Raw genomic sequence first — 23,875 nt, 5'->3', positions numbered from 1 at the left:
CAGTCACGAGAAGTTCTTATTACTTGACAACGGATTGCGCGGGAACGATGCGCGTGCCGGCGAGGCGGTCATGGAGAAATTGACGCGCCGGATCGAGCCACACGGCGGCGGCCCACAGCGCGACCCACGCGGCGAAGACGGCGAGCGTCTGCGGCACGGCGAGCGAGAAGAGCGGGTGCAGCGCGAGCGGCGGCAGGAACCACAGCCACGCGAGCGCGTAGCGCGCGAGCGCGCGGGCGGGTTTGACGGGTTGCCCGCGCGCATCGACGAGTTTGAGGCGCCAGGTTTTCATCGGCAGGGTCTGGCCGCCGTGCGTCCAGAAATACACGAAGTAAGCCGCGAGGACGATGCCGATCCACGACATCAGCCAGTTGTGATGCGTGAGACCGTTGCGTTGCTGCGTGAGCGTGCTGAAGAGATAACCGGCGAGGAACACGACGCCGAAGAGAATGACGCCTTCGTAGAGCATCGTCGCGAGCCGGCGGCGCAGTGTGGGCGCGCGCATCGGATCGACGGTGGCCACTGCCGGCTGCGCGCTCACGAGCCGTTGTACATCGAAGGCGCCTGCTGCGGCGATACCGGAATCGGCGTGGCCGGCACGATGCTCGCCGCGCTCGGAATGGCGGGTTGCGCCGGCGCGCCGGAAACGGGCACTGCCGGCGCGGCCGCCGCCGCCGAACTGCCGTCCACGTGGCCGCCGACGTGTCCCTGCTCGCGCGCCGCGACGAGCCGGTTGATGTCCTTCACTTCCGTCTTGCCGGTGGGCGGCGCGGAAACGATTGTCGGACGGCGCGTGTGCTCGCTCGCGGCCAGCTTTTTCTTCTGTTCTTCGGAGAGCTTCTGATACGCGTCCCACGCCTTCTCGCGCTTTTCGAGCGGCACCGACTTCGAAACCTGATAGTTCTCGCGCGCGACCTTGCGCTGGTCGGGCGTGAGCCGCACCCATTCTTCCATGCGCTGATGCAGATGCTTCTGCGCGTCGGGCGACATCCGATGGAACCGCGACGCGATCCTAAGCCACTTTTTCTTGCGCTCGTCGGAGAACGAGTCCCACTGCGTGGCGAAGGGCGCGAGCGCAACGTGCTGCGCTTCGGTGAGATGACTCCAGGAGATCGGGCTGTCGGACGACAGCGCCGCGAGCGGCGATGCGTTCGAATCGGCGGGCGTGCCGGAACTGCCGCTCGGCGCGGCGGCGGACGACGGCGCTGCGGCGGTGGAATAAAAGCGCGGATAAGTCGCGGCGAACGCAACCAGACCCGCAATCGCGCAACTAAAGACAATCGCGAGACCGCGCTTGTAACTCACCCGGAAATTCCCCCGCTGTTTTCAGTGCTTAATGATTGCGCGTCAGATACGCGTTGAAACCGTGATCCAGATAGGCGTCGATGGGCAGGCTGTCGCTCATCATGGCCGCGTCGATGTCGGCCAGTTCCGCCTTGCGCTGCTGATCTTCCCAATACGCGATGCCCGCAATCCCGATGACGAGCGCCGCGAGCGGCCACGCGAGTCCGAGGCCGCCGAGCCGCGCGAGCAGCCCTTTTGCGCCGCGGCCGTTATCGGCGCCGCCCGCGTCGAGCGTGCCTCCGGCGAACGCCGGAGCGAAGGCGGGCGCGGTCATCGCGACGGCCACCTTCTCCGGCTTCTTGCGCGCGATCGCGGCGCGGCGCGCATCGCGCAGCCGGTCGACGGCGGCAGCCGGAATGTTCAACGTGCTTTCATCGAGTGCGCGCACGACTTTCAGCGCGAACTCGTTTTCCTTCGTTTCAAGAGTGGAACTCATAGCGTGATCCCTTTGGCTTTCAGGGCTTGCGCGAGTGCATGCGTAGCGCGTGAACAGTGCGTCTTCACGCTACCCTCGGAGCATCCCATCGCGGCGGCCGTCTCGGCGACATCCATATCCTCCCAGTAACGCATGAGAAAAGCTTCTCGTTGACGCGCGGGCAGTTTCTGGATTTCGGCGTCGATCAGATTCAATACCTGCTCGCGCTCCAGACGGTTTTCGCTGCTCTCGCTGCTCGCCGCGCCGTCCTCGGATTCGAGGGTTTCGAGCGGGTCGAATTCGTCGTCGTCCGCATTGCCGAAGGACGAAAACAGGCTGACCCAGGTGTTGCGCACCTTCTGGCGACGAAAATAATCATGCGTCGCGTTCTGAAGGATACGCTGGAATAAAAGGGGAAGCTCGGATGCAGGCCGGTCGCCGTATTTTTCCGCCAGCTTGATCATCGCGTCCTGCACGATGTCGAGCGCCGCGTCGTCGTCGCGAACGGTGTACACGGTTTGCTTGAACGCGCGTCTTTCGACGCCCGCCAGGAAGTCGGCGAGTTCCTTGTCTGATGCCATCCGTTGGGGACCCGGCGCAACGAAGCTGCGTCCGAAGTTGCGTCGATGAGGATCGTGGAGTTCTAGGAAAACCTGCGAATCCTAGCAAAGTTTCGCCGCATCCGGAGCGGATGAGAGCTTTTGTTGCCATTTGCCGCCTGCACTCGACCGGTCGAATGCGCCCCGGACAGCCTCTCCCCGTAAAGGAACTTTCGCGCCGCAACGGCGCAAAATCAGCGCGCATGCCGCGTTCGGTAACTTTTTGCTTGACCGCCCGCGCGCGCCGCTGTTACATTTTCTGACTCGCATCATCAGTGAAATGTCTGCTTTGAGGCGAGCCCAAGAAGCACGCCAGTCAAACCTAGACGCGCCGCTTGAACCCGAGCCACAAGCCCGGCAGAGAGCACCCGATCAATTTTTTGCCGAAAATTCGAAAGGTGATGAATGAACATGCCCAGCGCGGAATTCTCCACGTCGGATACGACTCCTCCTCACGAAGCTGACTCCATCGGCGCCACCGTGCTCATGCGCGCATTGGCCGATGAGAACGTCGAGTTCATTTGGGGCTATCCCGGCGGCTCGGTACTCTACATCTACGACGAGCTGTACAAGCAAGACCAGATTCAGCACATTCTCGTGCGCCACGAGCAGGCCGCCGTGCACGCCGCCGACGCGTATTCGCGCTCGACCGGCAACGTCGGCGTGTGTCTCGTGACCTCGGGCCCGGGCGTCACCAATGCCGTCACCGGCATCGCCACGGCCTACATGGATTCGATTCCGCTCGTCGTCATCAGCGGGCAGGTTCCGACCGCGGCCATCGGTCTCGACGCATTCCAGGAGTGCGACACCGTCGGCATCACGCGTCCATGCGTGAAGCACAACTTCCTCGTGAAGGACGTGCGCGACTTGGCCGAGACCGTCAAGAAAGCGTTCTACATCGCGCGTACCGGCCGTCCCGGCCCGGTGCTGATCGACATTCCGAAGGACGTGTCGAAGGCGCCGTGCAAGTACGAGCCGGTCAAGAGCGTGTCGCTGCGTTCGTACAATCCGGTCACGAAGGGCCATTCGGGCCAGATCCGCAAGGCGGTGCAGCTTCTGCTGTCGGCGAAGCGCCCGTACATCTATACCGGCGGCGGCATCATCCTCGCCGACGCATCGCGCGAGCTGAACCAGTTCGCCGATCTGCTCGGCTATCCCGTCACCAACACGCTGATGGGCCTCGGCGGCTATCGCGCATCGGACAAGAAGTTCCTCGGCATGCTCGGCATGCACGGCACGTACGAAGCCAACATGGCGATGCAGAACTGCGACGTGCTGATCGCCATCGGCGCGCGCTTCGACGACCGCGTGATCGGCGATCCGAAGCACTTCGCGTCGTCGCCGCGCAAGATCATCCATATCGACGTCGACCCGTCGTCCATTTCCAAGCGCGTGAAGGTGGATATCCCCATCGTCGGCGACGTGAAGGAAGTGCTCAAGGAGCTCATCGAGCAGCTTCAGCACGCCGAGCACGGCCCGGACACGCAGGCGCTCGCGAAGTGGTGGGACGAGATCGAAGGCTGGCGCTCGAAGGATTGCCTGTCCTACGACCGCAAGAGCGAGATCATCAAGCCGCAGTACGTCGTCGAAAAGCTCTGGGAACTGACCGACGGCAACGCGTTCGTGTGTTCCGATGTCGGCCAGCATCAGATGTGGGCGGCGCAGTTCTATCCGTTCAACAAGCCGCGCCGCTGGATCAACTCGGGCGGTCTCGGCACGATGGGCTTCGGCCTGCCGGCGGCGATGGGCGTGAAGATGGCCTATCCGGACGACGAAGTGGTCTGCATCACGGGCGAAGGCTCGATCCAGATGTGCATTCAGGAGCTCTCGACGTGCAAGCAGTACAACACGCCCGTCAAGATCATCTCGCTGAACAACCGCTATCTCGGCATGGTGCGCCAGTGGCAGCAGATCGAATACAAGAAGCGCTATTCCAGTTCGTACATGGACGCGCTGCCCGACTTCGTGAAGCTCGCTGAGGCGTACGGTCACGTCGGCATTCGCGTCGAAAAGACCGCGGACGTCGAGCCGGCGCTGAAGGAAGCGCTGCGCCTGAAGGATCGCACCGTATTTCTCGACTTCCAGACCGATCCCACCGAAAACGTATTCCCGATGGTGCAGGCAGGCAAAGGCATCACGGAAATGCTGCTCGGGTCTGAGGATCTATAACGCGGCTTCGACTCGCGAGGCCCGCGCGCGCCTGTCTTCACAAAGGACATGTGACGCGCGCGGGTTTTTCGGACGAACGCCTCTTCTGGACACATTCGGGAAAAGACAATGAAACACATCATCTCCGTTTTGCTGGAGAACGAACCGGGCGCGTTATCGCGCGTCGTCGGGCTCTTTTCGGCACGCGGCTATAACATCGAAACGCTGACGGTGGCGCCGACCGAAGACAGTTCGCTGTCGCGGCTGACCATCGTCTCCATTGGCTCGGACGACGTGATCGAACAGATCACGAAGCACCTGAACCGCCTGATCGAGGTGGTGAAAGTGGTCGACCTGACAGAGGGCGCCCACATCGAGCGCGAGCTGATGCTCATCAAGGTAAGGGCGGTCGGCAAGGAACGCGAAGAAATGAAGCGCATGGCGGATATCTTCCGCGGCCGCATCATCGACGTGACCGAGAAGACCTACACGATGGAACTGACGGGCGCGTCCGACAAGCTCGACGCGTTCATCCAGGCGCTCGACGCCACGGCGATCCTCGAAACGGTTCGCACGGGCAGCTCAGGCATCGGCCGGGGCGAGCGGATTCTCAAGGTCTGACGCCTTTCCAGTCAAAACGAAGCAAAGTAGCGCAACCAAATTCAACGCACGATCAAGGAACCACCATGAAAGTTTTCTACGACAAGGACGCCGACCTCTCCCTCATCAAGGGCAAGCAAGTCACCATCATCGGTTATGGCTCGCAAGGCCATGCACACGCGCTCAACCTGAAGGAAAGCGGCGTGAACGTGACGGTCGGCCTGCGTAAGGGCGGCGCATCGTGGAGCAAGGCCGAGAACGCGGGCCTCAAGGTGAAGGAAGTGGCCGAAGCCGTGAAGGGCGCGGACGTGGTCATGATGCTGCTGCCGGACGAGCAGATCGCTGAAGTCTACAAGAACGAAGTGCATGACAACGCCAAGCAGGGCGCGGCGCTCGCGTTCGCGCACGGCTTCAACGTGCACTACGGTCAGGTGATCCCGCGCGCCGATCTGGACGTCATCATGATCGCGCCGAAGGCGCCGGGCCACACCGTGCGCAACACGTACACGCAAGGCGGCGGCGTGCCGCACCTGGTCGCCGTGGCGCAGGACAAGTCCGGCTCCGCGCGCGACGTGGCGCTGTCGTATGCGGTGGCGAACGGCGGCGGCCGCGCGGGCATCATCGAAACGAACTTCCGTGAAGAAACCGAAACCGACCTGTTCGGCGAGCAGGCCGTGCTGTGCGGCGGTACCGTCGACCTGATCAAGGCCGGCTTCGAAACGCTGGTGGAAGCCGGCTACGCGCCGGAAATGGCGTACTTCGAGTGCCTGCACGAACTGAAACTGATCGTCGACCTGATCTACGAAGGCGGCATCGCCAACATGAACTACTCGATCTCGAACAACGCCGAATATGGCGAATACGTGACGGGTCCGCGCATCGTCACGGAAGAGACGAAGAAGGCGATGAAGGCCGTGCTGAAGGACATCCAGACGGGCGAATACGCGAAGAGCTTCATCATCGAGAACCGCGCGGGTGCGCCGACGCTGCAATCGCGCCGCCGTCTGACTTCGGAGCATCAGATCGAGCAAGTCGGCGAGAAGCTGCGCGCGATGATGCCGTGGATCGCGAAGAACAAGCTCGTCGACCAGTCGAAGAACTAAATCTTTAGCTAGTCACGCTTTTTGCTGCATCGAAAGCCGCCCGGATGCCCTGTGCGCCGGGCGGCTTTTGCTATCCTACGGTTTTTATAAAACACAGAACTCGTTCATGAACTATCCTCATCCGATCATTGCCCGCGAAGGCTGGCCGTTCATCGCCATCGCGGCTGTCGTCGCCATCCTCGTGCAGGCGATCGGCGGCTTTGGCTTCGCCTGGATCTTCTGGCTGATCGTGATTTTCGTCGTCCAGTTCTTCCGCGATCCGGCCCGCCCGATTCCGACCCAGCCCAACGCGGTGCTGTGTCCGGCGGATGGCCGCATCGTCGCGGTCGAAACCGCGCACGATCCGTACGTGGGCCGCGAAGCGCTCAAGATCAGCGTGTTCATGAACGTGTTCAACGTACACTCGCAGCGCTCGCCGGTGGACGGCGCCATCACGAAGGTGCAGTACTTTCCGGGCGCGTATTTGAACGCGGCTGTCGATAAAGCGTCGACCGAGAACGAGCGCAACGCGGTCGTGCTGCAGACGGCGGGCGGGCATACCGTGACGTCGGTGCAGATCGCGGGCCTCATCGCGCGACGCATTCTCTGCTACGTGCATGTGGGCGAGCCGCTCACGCGCGGCCAGCGCTACGGCTTCATTCGCTTCGGCTCGCGTGTCGACGTGTATCTGCCGGTTGGCAGCCGGCCGCGCGTGTCGATCGGCGAGAAGGTTTCGGCTTCGTCGACGATCCTCGCCGAATTCGCGGAATAACGCGGAGGATTCGATGGCGGCATTCAAACCGCGCCGTAATCGCGCGAACGCGACGCCTCCGCGCGCGTTCCGCCGCAACAAGGCCGCGCAGGACGTCGGCGCCGTGGAGACGCGGCGCGCGAAGCGGCAGCAGTTCCTCAGAAAACGCGGCATTTACCTGCTGCCCAACGCGTTCACCACGGCCGCGCTTTTTTGCGGCTTCTTCGCCGTCGTTCAGGCGATGAACGTGCGTTTCGAGATCGCGGCCATCGCCATTTTCGTCGCGATGGTGCTCGATGGCATGGACGGACGCGTCGCGCGCATGACGCACACGCAGAGCGCGTTCGGCGAGCAGTTCGACAGCCTTTCGGACATGGTGTCGTTCGGCGTCGCGCCGGCGCTCGTCATGTACGAATGGGTGTTGAAGGATCTCGGGCGCTGGGGCTGGCTCGCCGCGTTCGTCTACTGCTCGGGCGCGGCGCTGCGGCTCGCGCGCTTCAATACGAACGTCGGCGTGGTCGACAAGCGGTACTTCCAGGGCTTGCCGTCACCGGCCGCGGCTGCGCTGATCGCCGGTTTCGTCTGGCTCGCGACCGACAATCGCGTGCCGCTCAAGCTCGTGTGGCTGCCGTGGGTCGCGTTTGCGCTGACCATCTACGCCGGCGTGACGATGGTATCGAACGCGCCGTTCTACAGCGGCAAGGCGCTCGACGTGCGCTATCGCGTGCCGTTCGCGGGCGTGTTGCTGATCGTGGTGGCGTTCGTACTGGTGTCGTCGGATCCGCCGGTCATGCTGTTCTGCCTGTTCGTGCTGTACGGCTTCTCGGGCTATATCTGGTGGGGCTATCTTGCGATGCGCGGACGGCCGAATCCCGCGCGCAGTTCGCAGCGGGAACACTAGGCCTCGACGCTTTCAAACAAAAAAGGCGGCAACCGATGAGGTTCGCCGCCTTTTTGCTTTTTGCGCGCCGATCAACCCGCGACCAGCGTGCCGTTCTGAATATGCACGCGCTCGCCTTGCTGGAACGGCGGCGGATTCTTGTACGTGAAGGTCCGAGTCTTGCCGTTTTCCATCCGCACGTGCACCGAGTAATCGGTTTCGCTGCGGATATGCTTTTCGACCGAATTGCCGGCCAGACCGCCGCCGAGCGCGCCGAGCAGCGTCATCGCCGTGCGCCCGCCGCCACGGCCGAACTGATTGCCAACGACACCGCCCGCCACCGCGCCGCCGACCGCGCCGATGCCGGTGCCGTGGCCTTCATGCTTGACGGCTGAAATCGACTCGACCGTGCCGCACGTCGAGCAATACGCCGGATGCTGCGGCGGTTGCTGCGCATACGATGGCTGCGCGGGTCGTGGCTGCGCCGGGGCCGGTTGCGCCTGCTGCTGCGCCGCTTGCTGTTGCTGGGCGGCTTGTTGCTGCGCCGCCTGCTGTTGAGCGGCGGCTTGCTGCTGCGCCGGGCTCGGCGCGGCGGAATCGACTACTGGCTGCTGCGCGACCGCCGCCGTCTGTGTCTGCGGGTTCTGCGAGGAATTGCTCGATGCTCTCGGGAACAGTCCCGTCATCGCGGCGGTAGCCACGAGGCTCGCGACGATGACCGCGCCCGCCGCCGTGGCGATGAGCGGATGCAGACGCCGCTGCGGCGGCTGAGCGCTGCCGGAAGAGGGTGACGTGCCGAGTTTGCTGGTTCCGTTATCCATTATCGAACCTCCGTTTCGAGGCGAACTGCCGCTACCGATGTCGGCAATCACGCCCATTCTCGGGGAAGCGCCGACTTTCCGCTTTTTCGGCGTGTAACAAATTCGCGGAGATTGTCTCTTTCGATGAAAGCAGGAGCGATGCCAATCCCGATGGCTCGCGGCTGTGCGCCCTTCCGGGCCGAATACGGCTTGAAATTTTTACCAGCGGTTACAACAACGATCGTTCCATCGAAAAAAAGGCGCCTCGAAAGGCGCGCTTTTTTCGCTGAAAACCGAGGCGAAAGCTCAGTCCTCGCGACGCAGATGCGGGAACAGAATCACGTCGCGAATACTCGGGCTGTCGGTCAGCAGCATCACCAGACGGTCGATGCCGATGCCGCAACCGCCCGTCGGCGGCATGCCGTATTCGAGCGCGCGGATGTAATCGGCGTCGAAGTACATCGCTTCTTCGTCGCCGGCGTCCTTCTGGTCGACCTGCTTCTGGAAGCGCGCGGCCTGATCTTCCGGATCGTTCAGCTCCGAGAAGCCGTTGGCGATTTCGCGGCCCGTGATAAAGAGCTCGAAACGCTCGGTGATGCCCGGCACCGAATCCGACGCACGCGCGAGCGGCGACACTTCGATCGGATAATCGACAATGTACGTCGGCTCCCACAATTGCGATTCCGCCGTCTCTTCGAACAGCGCGAGCTGCAGCGAGCCGAGACCGGCGTTGAGGAACGCGGGCTGCGTCGTATCCACACCGAACTTCTTCAGTTCCGTGCGCAGGAACGCGGCATCGGACAACTGCGCGTCGGTGTATTGCGGCGCGTACTTCTGAATCGCCTGATTGATCGTCAGACGATGGAACGGCTTGCTCAAATCAAGCTCGCGCCCCTGATACGTGATGGTGGCGGTGCCGAGCGCATCGATCGCGGCCTGGCGGATCAGTTGCTCGGTGAAGTCCATCAGCCAGCGGTAATCGGTGTACGCGGCGTAGAACTCCATCATCGTGAACTCCGGATTGTGACGCGGCGACACGCCTTCGTTCCGGAAGTTACGGTTGATCTCGAACACGCGCTCGAAACCGCCGACGATCAGCCGCTTCAGATACAGCTCGGGCGCGATGCGCAGGAACATTTGCATGTCGAGCGCGTTGTGATGCGTGGTGAACGGCTTGGCCGCCGCGCCGCCGGGAATGGGGTGGAGCATCGGCGTTTCGACTTCCATGAAGCTCGCCTGCGCCATGAAATTGCGGATCGACGTGACGGCTTTCGTGCGCGCCATGAAGGTCTTGCGCGATTCCGGCGTGACGATCAGATCGACATAGCGCTGGCGATAGCGCGTTTCCTGATCGGCGAGGCCGTGGAACTTGTCCGGCAGCGGACGCAGCGCCTTCGAGAGCAGACGCAACTCCGTGCAGCGCACCGACAGTTCGCCCTTGTTCGTGCGGAACAGCACGCCCTTGGCGGCGACGATATCGCCCAGATCCCACTTCTTGAATGCGTCGTAGGTTTCGGCGCCGACGTCCGCGGGCGTCACGAAGAACTGGATCTGGCCGCTGCCATCCTGAACCGTCGCGAAGCTCGCCTTGCCCATCACGCGCTTCAACATCATCCGGCCGGCGATCGCGACGGGCAGGGGATTCGCTTCGAGCGCGTCTTTATCCGTTTCGGCGTAGTCGCTCTGCAGCGCGGCGGCCTGATGCGTCGGGCGGAAGTCGTTCGGATAGGCGATGCCTTGCTCGCGCATCGCGCGCAGCTTGTCGCGTCGCTCGGCGATGATCTGGTTCTCTTCCAGTTCGGGAGCGGCGCCCGGTTGAATCGGTTCGGTCATGATGATTGTGGCTTTTTGATGCGAGGCGGGCTGAATTGAAAACGCGGATATCGAAGTCGATACCCGCGTCGGCGAATTAAACGCCCTGTTTCAGACTCGCGCTGATGAAGTCGTCGAGGTCGCCGTCGAGCACGGCGCGCGTGTTGCTCATTTCCACGTTGGTGCGCAAGTCCTTCACGCGGCTCTGGTCGAGCACGTAGGAGCGGATCTGATGGCCCCAGCCCACGTCGGTCTTGCTCGATTCGAGCTTGTCTTGCTCGGCCTGACGCTTGCGCATCTCGAATTCGTAGAGACGCGCCTTGAGCATTTGCATGGCTTCCGCGCGATTGCGGTGCTGCGAGCGGTCGTTCTGGCACTGCACGACGATGCCCGTCGGCGCGTGCGTGAGTCGCACGGCGGAGTCGGTCTTGTTGATGTGCTGGCCGCCCGCGCCGGATGCGCGATACGTGTCCGTGCGGATATCGGCGGGATTGATCTCGATCTCGATCGAATCGTCGATTTCCGGATACACGAACACCGACGAAAACGACGTGTGACGCCCACCCGACGAGTCGAACGGCGACTTGCGCACGAGGCGGTGAATGCCGGTTTCGGTGCGCAGATAGCCGTATGCGTATTCGCCCTCGACCTTGATCGTCGCGCTCTTGATGCCCGCGACGTCGCCTTCGGACTCTTCGAGCACTTCGGTCTTGAAGCCCTTGCGTTCGCAGTAGCGCAGGTACTGGCGCAGCAGCATGGACGCCCAGTCGCACGCTTCGGTGCCGCCCGCGCCCGCCTGGATGTCGATGAAGCAGTTGTTCGGGTCGGCCGGGTTCGAGAACATCCGGCGGAATTCCATGTCTTCGACGCGCAGGCGCAGCGCATCCGCATCGGATTCGGATGCGACGAGCGTGTCCTCGTCGTTTTCCTCGCGCGCCATGCCGAACAGTTCGTCCGCGTCGCGCAGGTCGTTGTCGAGGGCGGTGAGTGCGGAGACCACGCCGTCGAGCAGCTTCTTTTCGCGACCGAGCGCCTGGGCGTTCTTCGAGTCGTTCCAGACGTTCGGGTCTTCGAGTTCCTTATTGACTTCGGCTAGACGCGCGGACTTGGCGTCGTAGTCAAAGATACCCCCGTAGCTCGCCCGCGCGGCGGCGCAGGTCGGCCAGAAGGCTTTCGATCGCGTTGAGACGTTCCGCTTCCATTGTCGATCTTCGGCTTCGTAAAAAGATGAAATTATAGCCGATCGACAGGGTTTCCCCGGCCTTTGGGGTGCGCGGCGGGCCGCTCAGCCCGCGTGCTCCACGATCAGCTGCACCCGCGCGACGCCGTTCCACGAATCGCTGACGAGCCGGTACGCGACGGTCGCGCGCGGCGGCAGCGGATCGACGTGGTTGAACCAGATCGCGTTGAAACGCTGCCGCCCGCGCAACAGTGACAGCTTCAGATGCTTGTCCTTCACGAGCGCCTGCGACGCGACTTCGAACTCGCCGGAGAAGGTCGGCGCGGGAAAGCCCTGTCCCCAGACGGCGGCGTCGAGCATTTCGACGAATTGCGGCGTGAAGTACGCGTCTTCGAGTTCGCCATCGGTTTCGACGGTGCGCGACAGCGCTTCGGCCGTCAGCCATTCGCGCCCGATCGCTTCGAACGCGGCGGTGAAGCGCGGGATGTCGGCGGTGGAAAGCGTCAGGCCCGCGGCCATTGCGTGTCCGCCGAACTTGTGGATGAGGCCGGGCTCGCGTTTGGCGATCAGATCGACGGCGTCGCGCAGATGAAAGCCCGGAATGGAGCGGCCGGAGCCCTTGCTGAGCGTGCCGCTGTCGTCGGCGTGCGCGAACGTGAACGATGGCCGATGAAACCGCTCCTTCAGCCGCCCCGCGACAATGCCGATCACGCCCTGATGCCAGCTCGCGTCGTAGAGCGTGAGCGTGGCGCGCTCGCCCGGATCGATCGTCTGCAATTCGGCGAGCGCCTGCTGCTGCATGCCGGCTTCGATTTCGCGACGCTCGCGGTTCATCGAATCGAGTTGCTGCGCGAGCTCCCAGGCGCGGCCGACATCGTCGGTCGTCAGGCATTCGATGCCGAGCGACATGTCCGACAGCCGTCCCGCCGCGTTGAGGCGCGGCCCGAGTGCAAAGCCGAGATCGAAACCCGACGCCGCGCGCGCATCGCGGCCGGCGGCGCGAAAGAGCGCGGCGATGCCCGGCTGCATGCGGCCCGAGCGAATCCGCTTCAAGCCTTGCGCGACGAGAATGCGGTTGTTGCAGTCGAGCTTCACGACATCGGCGACGGTGCCGAGCGCGACGAGATCGAGCAGGCCATCGAGACGCGGCTCGGGTGTGCCATCGGCATAAGCGCCGCGCCGCCGCAACTCCGCGCGCAACGCGAGCAGCACGTAGAACATGACGCCGACTCCCGCGATGCACTTGCTCGGAAACGCGCAGCCCGGCTGATTCGGATTGACGATCGCGCGCGCGGCGGGCAGCTCGTCGCCGGGCAGGTGATGATCGGTGACGAGCACGTCGATGCCGAGCGCGTTCGCCGCCGCGACGCCATCGACGCTCGCGATGCCGTTATCGACCGTGATGAGCAGATCGGGCAGGCCGCTCTTCGAACGCGACGCCAGCTCGACGATTTCCGGCGTCAGCCCGTAGCCGTATTCGAAGCGGTTCGGAACCAGATAGTCGATGTTCGCGCCGAACATCCGCAGCCCGCGCACGGCGACGGCGCATGCGGTCGCGCCGTCGCAATCGTAGTCCGCGACGACGAGCATGCGCTGTCCCGAGACGAGCGCATCGGCGAGCACGACGGCGGCGGCGTCGCAGCCTTTCAGGCCGGCGGGCGCGTGCAGGCGCTTGAATTCGGTTTCGACTTCATCGGGAGAAGTCACGCCGCGCGATGCGTAAAGACGCGCGATGACGGGATGCAGGCCGTGGCGCATCAGCGCTTCGGCATCGGCGGGAGAAGAAGCGCGCGTAACGATTCGCGTCATTGCAAAGTGCCTTATTCGATGAAGAGCGCCGCGATCGGACGGCGCCGCCAGAACTTGCGCAGATCGGCGCGCGTGACCGAGAGCGTGACCGAGCCGGTATCGCCGCAAAGCGTGAGACTCAGGCGGCCGAGCGAGCCGTCGAGAAGCGCCTGCAGCGCGGGCGCGAACCACGCGTTTTCCAGCGCCTTGAGCGCATCGTTCCAGCGCGCCCAATCCTGTTCGATGAACGGCGCGGAGAACGCATCGAGCTCGACGAGCGTCGCGTCCTGCGCGTCGTCTTTCGAGAGCGATGCAAACGACTCCGGCGGCATCGACGGCTTCACGCCGGAAGCGAGCGCGAGACCGCGCGTCGCGGCCGCATCGGACATCACGCGCGCGAACGGGCTTTGCACGGGCCGCATCGCGCCTTGCCCGTGGAGCCAGATCGAATTGATCGCAGGCAGGCCGCGCGATTCGCGTTCCAGATTCAGCGGATGTTCGAACCATGCCATCTGCACTTCGTTCTGCAGCTTCATCCACGCGCGCGAGCGCTCGCCGGTGCGGGCCTCGTGCGGCAGCCAGATTTCGATGTTGCGCCCGGTCGCGCGCAACGGCGATGCGCCCGCGAGCGCGCCCAGCGCTTCACCCGACACGTACCAGCGTAATGGCGTCGGCGCTTGCAGCGTCACGCCGAGCGCTTCGATCACCGGCCGCGCGGTCTGGAGCAGGGCGCGCGCTTCTTCCGTGTGCACGCCGAGCGTGTCGGGATCGATCAATACGAGATGATCGTGCGCGATACGGACATGAACCGGCTCGATGCAGGCCCAGAGCGCATCGCCGGGCGTGCCGCCGTCGGCGAGCAGCATGAAGGGCGCGAGCGGGGCGTCGTCGGCATAGCGCTGATCGGCGGGCGTCACCGCGCCGAAGCGGCGCGCGATCCAGCGTTCGTGCGGCAGCGTGCGCTGAAAATCCTCGCCGATGACGCGTTCTTCGAGCGTGGCGCGGGCGAGCAGCTTGTCGAGCGCCGCGCTCTCCAGTCCGTGCAGGGCGGTGGCGGCGTCCGCGGCCGAAGGCAGGGCGAACGGCAACAGGAGATGGAGATGATGAACGGGCATGATGCTCGGCATTGTAGGGCAAAGCGCCTTCTCCGATCAGGCTCGGCGCGCCGTTCCCGCCTCGCGGACGAAGGCTGCCAGTGCGTGGCTTTCGCGACATATGGCAAACTTTCGCAAATTTGCTTCACCGGACTCAACAACGCTGGAACAGCAGCAGAAAGGAATCGCTTGAAACTTCCGTACGAATGGCAGATCGGCTGGCGCTACACGCGCGCCAGCAAACGCACCACGGGCAACGGCTTCATCTCCTTCATCGCGCTCGTTTCGATGGCGGGCATCGCGCTCGGCGTCGCCGCGCTGATCGTCGTGCTGTCGGTCATGAACGGCTTCCAGAAGGAAGTGCGCGACCGCATGCTGTCGGTGCTCGCGCACGTCGAAATCTTCTCGCCGACGGGTTCCATGCCGGACTGGCAACTGACCGCGCAGGAAGCGAAGCGCAATCCGGAAGTGATCGGCGCCGCGCCTTATGTCGAAGCGCAGGCGCTGCTCACGCGTCAGGGCGCCGTGAGCGGCGTCGCGCTGCGCGGCGTGGAGCCCACGCTCGAGCCGGAAGTGTCCGACATCGGCAAGGAAATGCGCGCGGGCAAGCTCACGGACCTGAAGCCGGGCGAGTTCGGCATCGTGCTCGGCAAGGATCTCGCGGCCAACCTCGGCGTGACGCGGGGCGACAAGATCACGCTCGTCGCGCCCGAAGGCACCATCACGCCGGCCGGCATGATGCCGCGCCTCAAGCAGTTCACCGTCGTCGGCGTTTTCGAGTCGGGGCACTACGAATACGATTCGACGCTCGCGCTCATCGAAATCCGCGATGCCGAAGCGCTCTTTCGCCTGCCCGCGCCGACCGGCGTGCGCCTGCGCCTGAAGGACATGCAGCGCGCGCCCGAAGTCGCGCGCCAGCTCGCGGGCACGCTGTCGGGCGATCTGTACATTCGCGACTGGACGCAGCAGAACAAGACGTGGTTCTCCGCCGTGCAGATCGAGAAACGCATGATGTTCATCATCCTCACGCTGATCATCGCGGTAGCGGCGTTCAATCTCGTGTCGTCGCTCGTGATGACCGTCACCGACAAGCAGGCCGATATCGCCATTCTGCGCACGCTCGGCGCGCAGCCGGGCTCGATCATGAAGATATTCGTCGTGCAGGGCGTGACGATCGGCTTCATCGGCACGGCCCTCGGCGTGACGCTCGGCTGTCTGATCGCGTGGAGTATTCCATGGCTCGTGCCGATGATCGAGCATCTTTTCAACGTGCAGTTCCTGCCGTCTTCGGTGTATTTCATCAGCGAACTGCCGTCTGAGCTCGTGCCGGGCGATGTCGTCAAGATCGGCGTCATCGCATTTTTGTTGTCGTCGCTCGCCACGCTCTATCCGAGCTGGCGCGGCGCGAAGGTTCGTCCGGCGGAGGCGCTGCGCTATGAGTGATCTGATTCCGGCCAACAACATCGTGCTGCGGGCATCGGCGATTTCGAAGACGTTCGTGCAGGGCGGCTTCAACGTGCAGGTGCTCAACAACGCGCAACTCGACGTGATGAAGGGCGAAAAGCTCGCGATCGTCGGCGCATCGGGCTCGGGTAAAAGCACGCTGCTGCATGTGCTCGGCGGGCTCGACGAACCGAGCGCGGGCAAGGTCTCGCTGCTCGGCAAGCCGTTCACCGAACTGAAGGAAAAGGAACGCAACGAGCTGCGCAATCGCGCGCTCGGTTTCGTGTATCAGTTCCATCATCTGCTGCCGGAATTCACGGCGCTCGACAACGTCGCGATGCCGCTGCGCATCCGCCGCATGCCCGAGGAAGACGCGCGCAAGGAAGCGCTCGTCATGCTGGAGCGCGTGGGCATCGGGCATCGGGCGAAGCATCGGCCGGGCGAATTGTCGGGCGGCGAGCGTCAGCGCGTGGCGATCGCGCGGGCGCTCGTCACGCATCCCGCATGCGTGCTCGCCGACGAACCCACCGGCAATCTCGACGGCGGCACCGCCGATACCGTCTTCAACCTGATGCTGGAGCTGTCGCGCACGCTCGAGACGAGCTTCGTGATCGTCACGCACGATCCCGATCTCGCCGCGCGCTGCGACCGCATCCTGCGCCTGCGCGACGGCGTGCTGCACGAAGAGCCGGTCGTGCCGGTCTGAATCTTTCGCGACGCGCGGAGGCCGCCATGTGGATCGATACGCACTGTCATCTGGATGCCGGCGAATTCGATGCCGACCGCGATGCCGTCGCCGATGCCGCGCTCGATGCGCTCGTGACGCGCATCGTGATTCCGGGCGTCGGGCGCTTCAACTTCGACACGGTGCGGGCGCTGGCGCATCGCATCGAAGGCGGCGCGTACGCGCTCGGCATTCATCCGCTCTTCACGCCGGGCGCGCACGAAGACGACCTGCGCGCGCTGCGCGAGGAAATCGAAGCGAGCATGGACGATCCGCGCTTTGTGGGCATCGGCGAAATCGGGCTGGATTACTTCGTGCCGACGCTCGACGACGCCCGCCAGCAGTTCTTCTACAACGAGCAACTGAAGCTCGCGCGCGAGTTCGATCTGCCGGTCATCTGTCATGTGCGCAAGTCGCAGGACAAGGTGCTGAAGGGCTTGCGCGCGCACGACATTCATCGCGGCATCGCGCATGCGTTCAACGGCAGTTTCCAGCAGGCCGAGGCGTTCATCGCGCAAGGCATGCATCTCGGCTTCGGCGGCAATCTCACGTTCGAGCGCGCGCTGCAGATCCGCCGGCTCGCGACGGAGCTGCCGCTCGACGCGATCGTGCTCGAAACCGATGCGCCCGACATCGCGCCGTCCTGGCGCTACAAGCAACGCAACACGCCGGACCAGGTCGCGCGCATCGCGCAAGTGCTCGCGCAACTGCGCGGCATCGACGAAAACGTGCTTTCCCTAGGCACAACGGCTAACGCTCACGCTGCGCTCCCACGGCTCGCGCTCGCCTCTTCATAATCGTTTCGATGGACGCATCGGCTGCATGCGTTCGCCGTGACGAGGAACGAAGAGGGAAGACGTGCGGGCGATTCTGCTGGGATTTGCATTGGGTGTCTGGTGGTTGCAGCAGCAGGCTCGCTTGCCGGATGTCATCGCGTGGTGCGCGTGCTGCACGGCGTTCGTCATCGCGATTGCGTCGGGCGCGATCGAGCCGCGTCCGCGCATCGCGAGCTTCGCGCTGGCTGCTTGCGCGCTGGGTTTCGCGTATGCGGCGATACGCGCGGATGTGCGGCTGCGCGAACAATTGCCAGCACGCTACGAGCAGCGCGACATCGAACTGACGGGTTTCGTGCGCGGCATGCCCGAGCGACGCGCCGACGGTACGCCCTTTCTCTTCGAAATCGAGGCCAACGGCGCGAAATTGCATGACTTTCCGCGCGTCGTGCGCTTGCTTTGGATGTCGGGCGATCATGTTCCGAACCTGCACGCCGGCGAGCGATGGAGCTTGGTGGCGCGTTTGAAGCGTCCGCATGCCAACGCCAACTTCGGTCTGCGCGATGCCGAAGCAACGCTGCTCGAACGCGGCATTCGCGCGACGGGTTATGTATCGGCAGCACGCGAGCCGCGCCGTTTGCACGCCGATGCGTCGGGTCCGCGGCTGACGATCGACCGGCTGCGTGCGCGCGCACGCGAACGCATCGAGACCGTGCTCGGCGATGCGCCGCATCGCGGGATCATCGTCGCGCTCGCGGTGGGCGCGCAGGACGCCGTCAGCGATGCCGACTGGACCGTCATGCGCGCGACCGGCACGAGTCATCTCGTTGCGATATCGGGCTTGCATATCGGCTTCGTCGCGGGGCTGGCGGCGTTGATCGTCGGATTCGTGTGGAAGCGCGTGCGCTTGCGCGGCCTGAGCGCGCCGTTGATCGCGGCCACGCCGAAAGCGGCGGCCATCGGCGCGACCGTGTTCGCTGCGTGCTATGCCGCGCTCGCCGGTTTCAACGTGCCCGCGCAACGCACGCTGTGGATGCTGCTGGTCGTTGCGCTCGCGTTTTTCTTCGGACGACGGCCGTCGTCGTCGCTCGTGCTGCTGTGGGCGCTCGCGTTCGTGCTGATCGCGGATCCGTGGGTGGTGACAGCGCCGGGATTCTGGCTGTCGTTCTGCGCGGTGGCGGCGATTCTGCATGCGATCGCGTCGGCGGGACGTCGCGCGTCGCGGGCGCAAACGGAAGAACGGGACGACGTCGATCAATGGGATCGCGTCGATCCGAGCGAAGTCGGTCATCGTCCGCAACATGTCGCGAAGCGCAGGCCGCTCGCGATCGTCGCGCGGTTCGCCGCGCGCGCGCGGCGGTATATCGCGTCGAGCGCGCGTGTGCAGTACGCGGTGACGATCGCGCTCGCGCCGCTCACCGCCTACTGGTTCTCGCAGATTCCGCTGCTCGGTCCGCTCGCGAATGCGTTCGCGATTCCGTGGATCAGCGCGCTCGTGACGCCCGCGACGCTCGCCGGTCTCATGCTTCCCGCACCGCTCGATGCGCCGATGCTTCACGTCGCCCATGCCGCGTTGTCCGTGCTCTGCGACATGCTCGCGCGTCTCGCGAATGCCGCGCCCGCGTCGCTCTGGCTTTTGCCCCGGCCGGATGCGTTCGCGCTCGCGGCATCGTGCGTCGGCGTCGCATGGGCGCTCGCGCCGCGCGGCTGGCCGTTGCGCTTCGCCGCGCCGCTGACGTGGCTGCCGCTGCTCGCGCCCGCGATGCATCCCGCGCCGGTCGGCGCGTTTCGCGTCACCGCGCTCGATATCGGCCAGGGCTCGGCGCTCGTCGTCGAAACGGCGCGGCGCACGTTGCTCTTCGACGCCGGTCCCGGTCCCGAATCGACGCATGCGGGCGAGCGGATCGTGGTGCCGTATCTGCAGGCTGCGGGCGTGCGTGCGCTCGATGCGCTCGTCATCAGCCATTCCGATTCGGATCACGCGGGCGGCGCGCCGGCGGTGCTGCAATCGATCGCCGTGCGGCAACTGCTCGCGTCGCTGCCCGCGCAGGACGCGTCGTGGTCCGATGCGCGCGCACGCGGCGCGCAGACGCTGCGTTGCGCGGCGGGGCAGCGCTGGACGTGGGACGGCGTCGAATTCCGAATGCTGTGGCCCGAGCCGGGACCGCTTTCGGGCAAGCCGAATCGGCAGTCGTGCGTGCTCAAGGTGACGAACGCGGCGGGACGCTCGGCGCTCTTCGCCGCCGATATCGAAGCGGACGTCGAACGCATGCTGATCGCGCGCGACCCGTCAGACCTGCGCGCCGATGTGCTCATCGTGCCGCATCACGGCAGCCGCACTTCGTCCACCGAGCCTTTCCTCGATTCTGTCGGGCCGTTGGCCGCGATATTTCAGGTAGGCTATCGCAACCGTTTTCATCATCCGCATCCGACCGTTTTCGCGCGCTACCGGATGCGCGACATCGTGCTTTCGCGCAGCGACGAAGACGGCGCGGCGCGTATCGAAATCGGTTCGCAGATTACGTTCGAGCGCTACCGGCAAAGCCACGCGCGCTACTGGATGGCGCGCTAAACGCTAAAAAAACAAGAGACACGCTTGAAAGACATCATCCATTTCTCGCACGCGAACGGTTTTCCCGCATCGACGTATCGCACGATGTTCGCGGAGCTTTCCGACGAATACGAAGTTCGCAGCATCGAGCGCATCGGTCATGACGCGCGCTTTCCCGTGACGCGCGACTGGCCGTATCTCGTCGATCAGCTCATCGACGACATGAGCCGCTATCGGCGCGAAGCCGACGGCGATCATCCGAAGGTGTGGCTCGTCGGGCATTCGCTCGGCGGCTATCTGTCGCTGATGGCGGCGCTGAAGCGCCCGGAATGGGTGAAAGGCGTGGTGATGCTCGATTCGCCGGTGATCGCGGGCTGGAAGAGCGGACTCCTGCGCGTCACGCAATGGACCGGGCTGGACGAGCGCCTGTCGCCCGCCGCCGCGACGCGCAAGCGCCGCACGCAGTGGGCGAGCCGCGACGAGGCGTGGCGGCATTTCCTGTCGAAACCGGCGTTCGCTCGCTGGGACGAACGCATGCTGTCGGACTATATCGATTTCGGCATTCCGCAGACCCATGCGAACGGCGCACGCTCGCTCGCATTCGATCGCCATGTGGAATATCTGATCTATCGCACGCTGCCGCACACGCTCGGCGCGCGGCTCGCGCACGGCGCGCCGGTGCCCGTCGGTTTCATCGCGGGGACGCATTCGCGCGAAGTGCGCCAGGTCGGGCTCGGGATGACGCGGCGCATCGCGGGCGAGCACATCGAATGGATGGAAGGCAGCCATCTCTTTCCGATGGAGCGCCCGATCGACACCGCGCGCGCCGTGCAGCGGCTGCTCACGGCCATGCAGACGGCGCGCTGAAAAGGGCGCGAGCACGCGCGGGACTTGACGAACGGCCCGCGTCACGTTCCGCAAAAATGACGCCGAAATGCGCGGATTTGTAGCCAATATCCGCGCCGGGCGCGCTTCGTGGGAACCGGCCTTTACGGTATAATCCGTTTTTCCCGCGAGCATCTAGCGATGACCAAATATGTATTCGTCACCGGCGGCGTAGTTTCGTCCCTTGGCAAGGGTATTGCCGCCGCCTCTCTCGCCGCGATCCTCGAATCGCGCGGTCTCAAAGTCACTCTCCTCAAGCTCGATCCCTACATCAACGTCGACCCCGGCACGATGAGCCCGTTCCAGCACGGGGAAGTGTTCGTGACGGAAGACGGAGCGGAGACCGACCTCGACCTCGGCCATTACGAGCGCTTCATCAGCACGAAGATGCGCAAGGCCAATAACTTCACCACCGGCCAGATCTACGAATCGGTGATCCGCAAGGAACGCCGCGGCGAGTATCTCGGCAAGACGGTGCAGGTCATTCCGCATATCACCAACGAAATCCAGGCATTCGTGGAGCGCGGCGCCGCTGCGGCGACGTGCGGCCAGCCGGACGTGGCGATCGTGGAAATCGGCGGCACGGTGGGCGACATCGAATCGCTGCCGTTCCTCGAAGCCGCGCGTCAGATGAGCCTGCGCATGGGCCGCAACAGCGCGTGCTTCGTGCACCTCACGCTCGTGCCGTTCATCGCGACGGCGGGTGAACTCAAGACGAAGCCCACGCAGCACAGCGTGCAGAAGCTGCGCGAAATCGGTATCTATCCGAACGTGCTCCTGTGCCGCGCCGACCGCCGCATTCCCGACGACGAGCGCGCCAAGATTTCCATGTTCTCGAACGTGCCCGAAGACGCGGTCATTTCCGTTTGGGACGCGGACAGCATCTACAAGATTCCGCAGATGCTCAACGACCAGCACCTCGACGACATCATCTGTGAAGAGCTGAAGCTCGCGCCGCCGCCGGCCGATCTGGCGATGTGGTCGAACCTCGTCGAGAAGCTCGAAAATCCGAAGCACGAAGTGACCATCGGCATGGTCGGCAAGTATGTCGAGCTCACCGAATCGTACAAGTCGCTGATCGAAGCGCTGCGTCACGCGGCCATCCATACGTCGACGAAGGTCAACATCGAGTACATCGATTCCGAGCAGATCGACGCCGAAGGCACCGACGCACTGAAGCACCTCGACGCCGTGCTGGTGCCGGGCGGTTTCGGCCGTCGCGGCACGGAAGGCAAGATCAAGGCGATCCGCTACGCACGCGAATCGAAGACGCCGTATCTCGGCATCTGCCTCGGCATGCAGCTCGCGGTGATCGAGTTCGCGCGCGATGTCGCCGGTCTCGCCGATGCGAATTCCACCGAGTTCGATCAGGACACGGGCAACCCGGTCGTCGCGCTCATCACGGAGTGGTACGACCGCGCGGGCCGCATCGAAAAGCGCAACGAAGAGTCGGATCTCGGCGGCACCATGCGCCTCGGCTCGCAGAAGTGCCCGATCAAGCCGGGAACGATGGCCGAGCGCATCTACGGCAGCGATGTGAACGAGCGTCATCGTCACCGTTATGAAGTCAATAACCGTTTCGTGCCCCAGCTCGAAGCCGGCGGGCTTATCATCAGCGCCCGTACGCCGAGCGAGGATCTGCCCGAGATGATGGAGTTGCCGCAGTCGCTGCACCCGTGGTTCGTCGGCGTGCAGTTCCACCCCGAATTCACGTCGACGCCGCGCGACGGGCATCCGCTCTTCAAGGCATTCGTCGATGCAGCGCGCGCGCACGCCGAAGGCAATGGCGTGAAGGCGCCGGCGAAAGCCACCGCGGGAGCGCAAGCATGAAGCTGTGTCATTTCGAAGCGGGCCTCGACAAGCCGTTCTTCCTGATCGCGGGCACGTGCGTCGTCGAGTCGGAGCAAATGACCATCGACGTCGCCGGCCGGCTGAAGGAAATCACGCAGAAGCTCGGCATTCCGTTCATCTACAAGTCGTCGTTCGACAAGGCGAACCGCAGTTCGGGCAAGTCGTATCGCGGTCCGGGCATGGACGAAGGCCTGCGCATTCTCGGCGAGGTGAAGAAGCAGCTCGGCGTGCCCGTTCTCACGGACGTGCACACCGAGGAAGAAATCGAAGCGGTCGCATCGGTCGTGGACGTGCTGCAAACGCCCGCGTTCCTCTGCCGTCAGACCGACTTCATCCACGCGTGCGCGCGCTCGGGCAAACCGGTCAACATCAAGAAGGGCCAGTTTCTCGCGCCGCACGACATGAAGAACGTGATCGACAAGGCGCGCGACGCCGCGCGTGAAGCGGGTCTGTCGGAAGACCGCTTCATGGCGTGCGAGCGCGGCGTGTCGTTCGGCTATAACAACCTCGTGTCCGACATGCGCTCGCTCGCGATCATGCGCGAAACCAACGCGCCGGTCGTCTTCGATGCCACCCATTCGGTGCAGTTGCCGGGCGGGCAGGGCACGAGCTCGGGCGGTCAGCGCGAGTTCGTGCCGGTGCTGGCGCGTGCGGCGGTCGCGACGGGCGTGGCGGGCCTCTTCATGGAGACGCATCCGGACCCGGCCTGCGCGAAGTCCGACGGCCCGAACGCGGTGCCGCTGCATCACATGGAAGCGCTGCTTTCGACGCTCATCACGATCGATCGCGCGGTGAAAAGCGGTTCGTTCCTCGAGAACGACTTCAACTGAGCGTCGGCAGCAAAAAGTAGTACGGCGCGGGCGTCATCATGGGCGCCCGTGTTGCGAGATCAGGCCGTCCGGCGTCATCCGGGCAACGGAGGAGCGTGCAACGCATCGGGGCGGCATCCGCAACCGGCGGATGAGACGCCCGCTCCCCACGAAAGCGATGCGGACCGGATTCGATCCGGTCCCGAAACGACCGCTCTTTGCGCCGGAGCTGAACCCGGCGGTCATCGAATGGGTCTGAGCGAAGCCAGTGAAGCGTGTATCGAAGTGTAAAAACAGGCGGCGCGCTTCGTTGTGACTGACAGAATTCATCGTCATTTCTTGAGGA

At 64.3% G+C, this 23,875-nt stretch carries 21 protein-coding genes; 12 read left to right on the top strand and 9 right to left on the bottom strand.

Annotated features, from left to right (window positions below):
• Positions 1-19: 19 nt before the first annotated feature.
• The 4 genes from NCS67_RS08320 to NCS67_RS08305 are packed head-to-tail and all read right to left on the bottom strand — an operon-like array spanning position 20 to position 2,340.
• A complete protein-coding gene (locus NCS67_RS08320; protein ID WP_008341911.1) occupies positions 20-541 on the bottom strand; it encodes an RDD family protein in 522 nt (173 codons plus the stop codon).
• Complete coding sequence (locus NCS67_RS08315) at positions 538-1,305, bottom strand: DUF3106 domain-containing protein (protein ID WP_008341910.1); 768 nt, start codon at positions 1,303-1,305, stop codon at positions 538-540. The genes NCS67_RS08320 and NCS67_RS08315 overlap by 4 nt, the downstream gene beginning before the upstream one ends.
• Before the next feature lie 28 nt (positions 1,306-1,333).
• Positions 1,334-1,780, bottom strand: coding sequence for a DUF3619 family protein (locus tag NCS67_RS08310; protein WP_034473052.1), 447 nt, complete (start codon positions 1,778-1,780; stop codon positions 1,334-1,336).
• Positions 1,777-2,340, bottom strand: a complete 564-nt coding sequence (locus tag NCS67_RS08305; RefSeq protein ID WP_244807436.1) for an RNA polymerase sigma factor — start codon at positions 2,338-2,340, stop codon at positions 1,777-1,779. The genes NCS67_RS08310 and NCS67_RS08305 overlap by 4 nt, the downstream gene beginning before the upstream one ends.
• A 423-nt stretch (positions 2,341-2,763) precedes the next feature.
• Between NCS67_RS08305 and NCS67_RS08300 the strand changes: the two genes are divergently transcribed.
• The 5 genes from NCS67_RS08300 (at position 2,764) to pssA (ending at position 7,840) form a co-directional block, all read left to right on the top strand.
• Entirely contained in the window at positions 2,764-4,527 is a 1,764-nt protein-coding gene (locus NCS67_RS08300; RefSeq protein ID WP_008341907.1) for an acetolactate synthase 3 catalytic subunit, read from the top strand.
• A 108-nt stretch (positions 4,528-4,635) separates the two neighbouring features.
• Positions 4,636-5,127, top strand: a complete 492-nt coding sequence (gene ilvN, locus NCS67_RS08295) for an acetolactate synthase small subunit (RefSeq protein WP_008341906.1) — start codon at positions 4,636-4,638, stop codon at positions 5,125-5,127.
• Positions 5,128-5,192: 65 nt separating this feature from the next.
• Complete coding sequence (ilvC, locus tag NCS67_RS08290; protein ID WP_008341903.1) at positions 5,193-6,209, top strand: ketol-acid reductoisomerase; 1,017 nt, start codon at positions 5,193-5,195, stop codon at positions 6,207-6,209.
• Positions 6,210-6,315: 106 nt separating this feature from the next.
• Entirely contained in the window at positions 6,316-6,960 is a 645-nt protein-coding gene (locus NCS67_RS08285; RefSeq protein ID WP_034473054.1) for a phosphatidylserine decarboxylase, read from the top strand.
• Between the two features lie 13 nt (positions 6,961-6,973).
• Complete coding sequence (gene pssA / locus NCS67_RS08280; RefSeq protein ID WP_034473055.1) at positions 6,974-7,840, top strand: CDP-diacylglycerol--serine O-phosphatidyltransferase; 867 nt, start codon at positions 6,974-6,976, stop codon at positions 7,838-7,840.
• Between the two features lie 71 nt (positions 7,841-7,911).
• Here pssA and NCS67_RS08275 read toward each other — a convergent pair whose 3' ends face one another.
• From NCS67_RS08275 to NCS67_RS08255, 5 genes are all read right to left on the bottom strand, one after another.
• Positions 7,912-8,640: a glycine zipper 2TM domain-containing protein gene (locus tag NCS67_RS08275; protein ID WP_250434909.1), complete on the bottom strand. Its 729-nt coding sequence runs from the start codon at positions 8,638-8,640 to the stop codon at positions 7,912-7,914.
• 285 nt (positions 8,641-8,925) lie between these two features.
• Entirely contained in the window at positions 8,926-10,452 is a 1,527-nt protein-coding gene (lysS, locus tag NCS67_RS08270) for a lysine--tRNA ligase (protein ID WP_244807434.1), read from the bottom strand.
• A 76-nt stretch (positions 10,453-10,528) separates the two neighbouring features.
• A protein-coding gene (prfB, locus tag NCS67_RS08265; protein WP_144403574.1) for a peptide chain release factor 2 occupies positions 10,529-11,633 on the bottom strand; the annotation gives its coding sequence in 2 pieces (ribosomal slippage) (positions 10,529-11,551 and positions 11,553-11,633; 1,104 coding nt in all).
• Between the two features lie 83 nt (positions 11,634-11,716).
• Complete coding sequence (gene recJ, locus NCS67_RS08260; protein WP_008341891.1) at positions 11,717-13,420, bottom strand: single-stranded-DNA-specific exonuclease RecJ; 1,704 nt, start codon at positions 13,418-13,420, stop codon at positions 11,717-11,719.
• A gap of 11 nt (positions 13,421-13,431) precedes the next feature.
• Positions 13,432-14,526 (bottom strand): regulator, encoded by a 1,095-nt coding sequence (locus tag NCS67_RS08255; RefSeq protein WP_250434908.1) that lies wholly within the window; start codon positions 14,524-14,526, stop codon positions 13,432-13,434.
• 156 nt (positions 14,527-14,682) lie between these two features.
• Here NCS67_RS08255 and NCS67_RS08250 point away from each other — a divergent pair, with 156 nt between their 5' ends.
• From NCS67_RS08250 to kdsA, 7 genes are all read left to right on the top strand, one after another.
• Positions 14,683-15,936, top strand: a complete 1,254-nt coding sequence (locus NCS67_RS08250) for a lipoprotein-releasing ABC transporter permease subunit (RefSeq protein WP_033535777.1) — start codon at positions 14,683-14,685, stop codon at positions 15,934-15,936.
• Positions 15,929-16,642, top strand: coding sequence for a lipoprotein-releasing ABC transporter ATP-binding protein LolD (gene lolD, locus NCS67_RS08245; protein ID WP_008341887.1), 714 nt, complete (start codon positions 15,929-15,931; stop codon positions 16,640-16,642). Before NCS67_RS08250 ends, lolD begins: the two co-directional genes overlap by 8 nt.
• Before the next feature lie 26 nt (positions 16,643-16,668).
• Positions 16,669-17,457, top strand: coding sequence for a TatD family hydrolase (locus NCS67_RS08240; protein WP_175982710.1), 789 nt, complete (start codon positions 16,669-16,671; stop codon positions 17,455-17,457).
• A gap of 61 nt (positions 17,458-17,518) precedes the next feature.
• Positions 17,519-20,005, top strand: coding sequence for a DNA internalization-related competence protein ComEC/Rec2 (locus tag NCS67_RS08235; RefSeq protein ID WP_250434907.1), 2,487 nt, complete (start codon positions 17,519-17,521; stop codon positions 20,003-20,005).
• Between the two features lie 24 nt (positions 20,006-20,029).
• A complete protein-coding gene (locus NCS67_RS08230) occupies positions 20,030-20,851 on the top strand; it encodes an alpha/beta fold hydrolase (protein WP_008341881.1) in 822 nt (273 codons plus the stop codon).
• A gap of 159 nt (positions 20,852-21,010) precedes the next feature.
• A complete protein-coding gene (gene pyrG / locus NCS67_RS08225) occupies positions 21,011-22,699 on the top strand; it encodes a CTP synthase (protein WP_008341880.1) in 1,689 nt (562 codons plus the stop codon).
• Positions 22,696-23,550 carry a 3-deoxy-8-phosphooctulonate synthase gene (gene kdsA, locus NCS67_RS08220; protein ID WP_008341878.1) on the top strand — a complete coding sequence of 285 codons (855 nt, stop codon included), beginning with the start codon at positions 22,696-22,698 and terminating at the stop codon, positions 23,548-23,550. The genes pyrG and kdsA overlap by 4 nt, the downstream gene beginning before the upstream one ends.
• Positions 23,551-23,875: the final 325 nt, after the last annotated feature.

Origin of the sequence: Caballeronia sp. ATUFL_F2_KS9A (assembly GCF_023630765.1) — a bacterium.
GTDB lineage: Bacteria > Pseudomonadota > Gammaproteobacteria > Burkholderiales > Burkholderiaceae > Caballeronia > Caballeronia zhejiangensis.
This window is presented reverse-complemented; position numbering and strand designations above follow the sequence as displayed.